This is a genomic window from Mycobacterium sp., assembly GCF_036488105.1.
In the GTDB taxonomy this organism is placed as follows: domain Bacteria; phylum Actinomycetota; class Actinomycetes; order Mycobacteriales; family Mycobacteriaceae; genus Mycobacterium.
Map to the genome: position 1 here is coordinate 1 of NZ_DASXHW010000169.1, position 4,782 is coordinate 4,782.

A 4,782-nucleotide genomic window follows, 5' to 3' on the forward strand; every position below is an offset into this window, starting at 1 on the left:
ACTGCAAGGGCTTTCACCGGCAAGCAGGCCATCGTCACCGGTGCCGGCTCGGGCATCGGCGCCGCGCTGTGCCGTGCATTGGTCACCGCCGGCGCCGATGTGGTCTGCACCGACGTCGACGGCGCCGCGGCGGCCCGCACCGTCGAGAGCTTGCGAGGTCCCGGGTCAGCGACGTCGGCCATCCTCGATGTCACCGACCCGGCCGCGGTGAAGGCCGCCGTCAACGACGTCGTCGCCCGCGCCGGACGGCTCGACCTGATGTTCAACAACGCCGGAATCGCTTGGGGCGGAGACACCGAACTGCTGACGCTGGAGCAGTGGAACGCCATCATCGACGTCAACATCCGCGGCGTCGTGCACGGCGTGACCGCCGCCTACCCGGTGATGCTGCGGCAAGGCCACGGCTTCATCGTCAACACCGCATCGATGGCCGGTCTGACCGCGGCCGGCCAGATCACCAGCTACGTGATGACCAAACACGCGATCGTCGGGTTGTCGCTGGCGCTGCGCTCGGAAGCCGTTCCCCGCGGCGTGGGTGTGCTGGCGGTGTGTCCGGGCGCCGTCGAGACGCCGATTCTGGACAAGGGCGCGATCGGCGGTTTCGTCGGTCGCGACTACTACCTGCGTGGGCAGGGCATGAAGAACGCCTACAGCGCCGACCGACTGGCCCTTGACACGCTGAAGGCGATCAGCCGCAACAAGGGCCTGCTGGTCAAACCGAAGCAGGCCTACGCATCCTGGGTGTTCGCCCGGCTGGCGCCGGGTCTGTTGCAGCGCATGTCGATTCGGTTCATCGCCGATCAGCGCGAGCGCCAGGCAGCTAAACCAGCCGCTCCTTGAGGAACTCGACGACGCGTTTGCGCGCCTCGTAGGCCGGGTGACCGTCGACCTCTCGCACCTCGAGGGTCAGCACCGAATGCGCCGCCCGGCTAAACCCATGCTCATTGCCTGGGCCGGAGTCGATCTCGATCACCTCGAACGCGTCGCCGAGCCGCTCTTTGAGCGTGGTGAACCGTTCGCTCGGTGACATCAAGTCCTTGCTGAATCGCAAACCCATCGCGCACACGCCTTCCTTGGTGGCGCGGTCTTTGAATGCGTTCAGTTCCACGTCGCTGAGGCCGGCATCGCGGCGCTGGCGCGGGGTCAACGGAAACGGCGTCGACGGCTGGCTGAGCACCGGTGCCAGCACGCTGTCGTCGACCGCGGCGGCCAGCGCGAATCCGCCGGTGAAACACTGGCCGATCACACCGACGCCTTTGCCCGGTGTCGAGGCTTTGAGGTCACGAGCCAATGCGCGCAGGAAATCCGCAACCGGCCGGTGCTTGTTGGTCGCAAGCGCGGCGAATTCCCTTGCCACACAAACACGTCGGAGAGAATCAAGCGTGTAACCGACCGTGACCGGACGGCCGGGCTCGCCGAACAGCGACGGCATCGCCACGGTGAAACCGTTGTCCACCAGGTGATTTCCCAGGCCCAGCACGCCGGGATGGATGCCCGGTATCTCGGGAATCAGCACCACGCCGGGCCCCTCGCCACGGCGATAGACGTCGTGGGTATACCCGCCGCCGGTGAACGGTTTCGCCGACCAGCCGGTGAGGTCGGCTTCCGGTGCAGTCATTGAGGGTCCCTTCTCTTACCTGTGTGCGGGTAGGGGCGGCTGCGATTGAGTGGCCGCGGCCAGCGTACGAAACTCGTCGGCGTTGCCCGCACCGGTGATCGCGATCTGGGCGGGACCTGCCGGGTTATTCAGCCGCGTCGTCCACACCGGTTCAACCCCACCGTCGCCCTGGTAGGTGATCCACCGGATGCCGTCCACGTCGACGGTTCCACTGGGAAACATCGACGAGTGAATCGAACCGACCAGCTTGACTTCGTCCGCGTTGCTTTGGGTGAGGCTCAGGTACTCACCGCCCGGGCTGATGTAGCCGACGGTGGAGGTGACGGCGTGCAGCCGCTGGTGGGCCGACGGATCGGTCCGGCCATCGGGGATACCTCCGCGGCCGCCGGAGTTGGCCTGCCAGCCCCGGGGCAGCAGCGGCAACCGGACCGGGAAGCCGAGCGTCAGCGCGTCGGCCCGCAGAGCGCTGGAGGCGTCATAGGGCGGCACCGGTCCGCGGTTGATTCCACCCGGCGAAAAGGAGCACATCCCGACCATTCCGGCCAGCACGATGCAGGCCACTACCAGCGGCGCGATCGACCAGAACATGTCCCGGCCGTCCTGCAGCAGCCGGGGCTTGGCCGGTTTGGCCGTCGGCTCTGGCTGCGAGGTCACAGCACGAGTATCCCAGCTCCCGAGCGGCAACCCGCCTCTGGGACAATCGGCAACCATGACCGCAGGTTCTCGTCGCGAAGCCCCGGACCGCAACCTCGCCCTCGAGCTCGTCCGGGTCACCGAGGCAGGCGCCATGGCCGCCGGCCGCTGGGTGGGCCGCGGTGACAAAGAGGGCGGTGACGCCGCTGCCGTCGACGCGATCCGCCAACTGGTGAATTCGGTCTCGATGCGCGGCGTCGTCGTGATCGGCGAGGGTGAGAAGGACCACGCGCCGATGCTCTACAACGGCGAAGAAGTCGGCAACGGCGACGGCCCGGAATGCGATTTCGCCGTCGACCCGATCGACGGCACCACGCTGATGAGCAAGGGCATGCCCAACGCCATCTCGGTGCTCGCGGTGGCCGACCGCGGCTCCATGTTCGACCCGTCGGCGGTCTTCTACATGAACAAGATCGCCGTGGGACCCGACGCCGCCCACGTCCTCGACATCACCGCTCCGATCGCCGAGAACATCCGCGCGGTCGCCAAGGTCAAGGGGCTGTCCGTGCCGGACATGACGGTGGTCATCCTGGACCGCCCGCGGCACGCGCAGCTGATCGAGGATGTGCGGGCCACTGGGGCCCGGATCCGGCTGATCACCGACGGTGACGTGGCGGGCGCGATCGCGGCGTGCCGCCCCGGCTCCGGCACCGACATGCTGGCCGGTATCGGCGGCACCCCGGAGGGCATCATCACCGCCGCGGCCATGCGCTGCATGGGCGGCGAGATTCAGTCGCAACTGGCACCGAAGGACGACGCCGAGCGGCAGAAGGCACTCGACGCCGGTTACGACCTGGATCAGGTACTGACCACCGGCGACCTGGTGTCTGGGGAGAACGTCTTCTTCTGCGCGACCGGCGTCACCGACGGCGACCTGCTCAAGGGAGTGCGCTACGAGCCGGGCGGCTGCACCACCCAGTCGATCGTGATGCGATCCAAGTCCGGCACGCTGCGGATGGTCGAGGGGTTTCACCGCCTGACCAAGCTCAACGAATACTCGGCCATCGACTTCACCGGCGATAGCAGCGCCGCGTACCCACTGCCGTAAGCACTACCTAGCGAGACCACATATCTACCAAGACCACATATATACCAAGAAAGCCCCAAATGGCAGACACCGAATACCGCATTGAGCACGACTCCATGGGCGAGGTCAAGGTGCCCGCGAAAGCGTTGTGGCGGGCCCAGACTCAGCGCGCCGTGGAGAACTTCCCGATCTCGGGCCGCGGCCTTGAGCGCACCCAGATCCGCGCCCTGGGTCTGCTGAAGGGTGCCTGCGCGCAGGTCAACAAGGACCTCGGACTGCTGGCAGCCGACAAGGCCGACGCGATCATCGCCGCCGCCGCCGAAATCGCCGACGGCCGGCATGACGATCAGTTCCCGATCGACGTCTTCCAGACCGGGTCGGGCACCAGCTCCAACATGAACACCAACGAGGTGATCGCGAGCATCGCCGCCGCCAACGGCGTGACCGTACATCCCAATGACGATGTCAACATGTCGCAGTCGTCCAACGACACCTTTCCGACCGCCACCCACATCGCGGCCACCGAAGCCGCTGTGCGCCACCTTATCCCGGCGCTGCAAGTGCTGCACGACGCACTGGCCGGCAAAGCCCGCGAATGGCACACCGTGGTCAAGTCGGGTCGCACACACCTGATGGATGCCGTTCCGGTGACGCTGGGCCAGGAGTTCTCCGGCTACGCCCGCCAGATCGAGGCCGGTATCGAGCGGGTCCGCGCGACGTTGCCCCGGTTGGGCGAGCTGGCGATCGGCGGCACCGCGGTAGGCACCGGCCTCAACGCCCCCGAGGGGTTCGGCGCCAAGGTTGTCCAGGTGCTGGTGAAAGACACCGGGTTGACCGAACTACGCACCGCGACAAACTCTTTCGAGGCCCAGGCCGCCCGTGACGGGCTGGTCGAAGCGTCCGGCGCGCTGCGCACCATCGCGGTGTCGTTGACCAAGATCGCCAACGATGTCCGCTGGATGGGATCGGGTCCGCTGACCGGTCTGGGCGAGATCCACCTGCCAGATCTGCAGCCGGGTAGCTCGATCATGCCGGGCAAGGTCAATCCCGTTCTGCCCGAGGCGGTTACCCAGGTCGCCGCGCAGGTTATCGGCAACGACGCCGCCGTCACCGTCGGCGGCCTGTCGGGCGCATTCGAACTCAACGTCTACATCCCGATGATGGCCCGCAACGTCCTCGAGTCGTTCAAGCTGCTGACCAACGTCTCGACGTTGTTCGCCGAGCGGTGCATCGTCGGGCTCACAGCCCACGTCGAGCACCTGCGGGAGCTGGCCGAGTCGTCCCCGTCGATCGTCACGCCGCTGAACTCCGCGATCGGCTACGACGAAGCGGCCGCAGTGGCCAAGCAAGCACTCAAGGAGCGCAAGACAATTCGGCAGACCGTAATCGACCGCGGGCTGATCGGCGACAAGCTGTCCGAAGAAGAACTCGACCGTCGCCTCGA

Annotated in this window: 5 protein-coding genes; 3 read left to right on the plus strand and 2 right to left on the minus strand. The window is 66.8% G+C overall.

Features of this window, described 5'->3' with window-relative positions; genetic code table 11:
• Positions 1 to 840 (plus strand): SDR family oxidoreductase (locus VGH54_RS08820; RefSeq protein WP_331511569.1); only part of this gene is annotated, 840 nt, incomplete at its 5' end.
• Here the strand turns inward: VGH54_RS08820 and VGH54_RS08825 are convergent.
• Positions 821 to 1,618: a dienelactone hydrolase family protein gene (locus VGH54_RS08825; RefSeq protein WP_331511570.1), complete on the minus strand. Its 798-nt coding sequence runs from the start codon at positions 1,616 to 1,618 to the stop codon at positions 821 to 823. The genes VGH54_RS08820 and VGH54_RS08825 overlap by 20 nt on opposite strands.
• Positions 1,619 to 1,633: 15 nt before the next feature.
• Positions 1,634 to 2,272: a DUF4245 domain-containing protein gene (locus VGH54_RS08830; RefSeq protein ID WP_331511571.1), complete on the minus strand. Its 639-nt coding sequence runs from the start codon at positions 2,270 to 2,272 to the stop codon at positions 1,634 to 1,636.
• Here VGH54_RS08830 and glpX point away from each other — a divergent pair.
• Together glpX and VGH54_RS08840 are read left to right on the plus strand one after the other, a co-directional pair.
• Complete coding sequence (gene glpX, locus VGH54_RS08835; protein WP_414688681.1) at positions 2,205 to 3,359, plus strand: class II fructose-bisphosphatase; 1,155 nt, start codon at positions 2,205 to 2,207, stop codon at positions 3,357 to 3,359. The two genes, VGH54_RS08830 and glpX, sit on opposite strands and share 68 nt — an antisense overlap.
• A gap of 59 nt (positions 3,360 to 3,418) precedes the next feature.
• Positions 3,419 to 4,782, plus strand: a 1,364-nt coding sequence (locus tag VGH54_RS08840; RefSeq protein WP_331511573.1) for a class II fumarate hydratase, incomplete at its 3' end; no start/stop codon positions are given.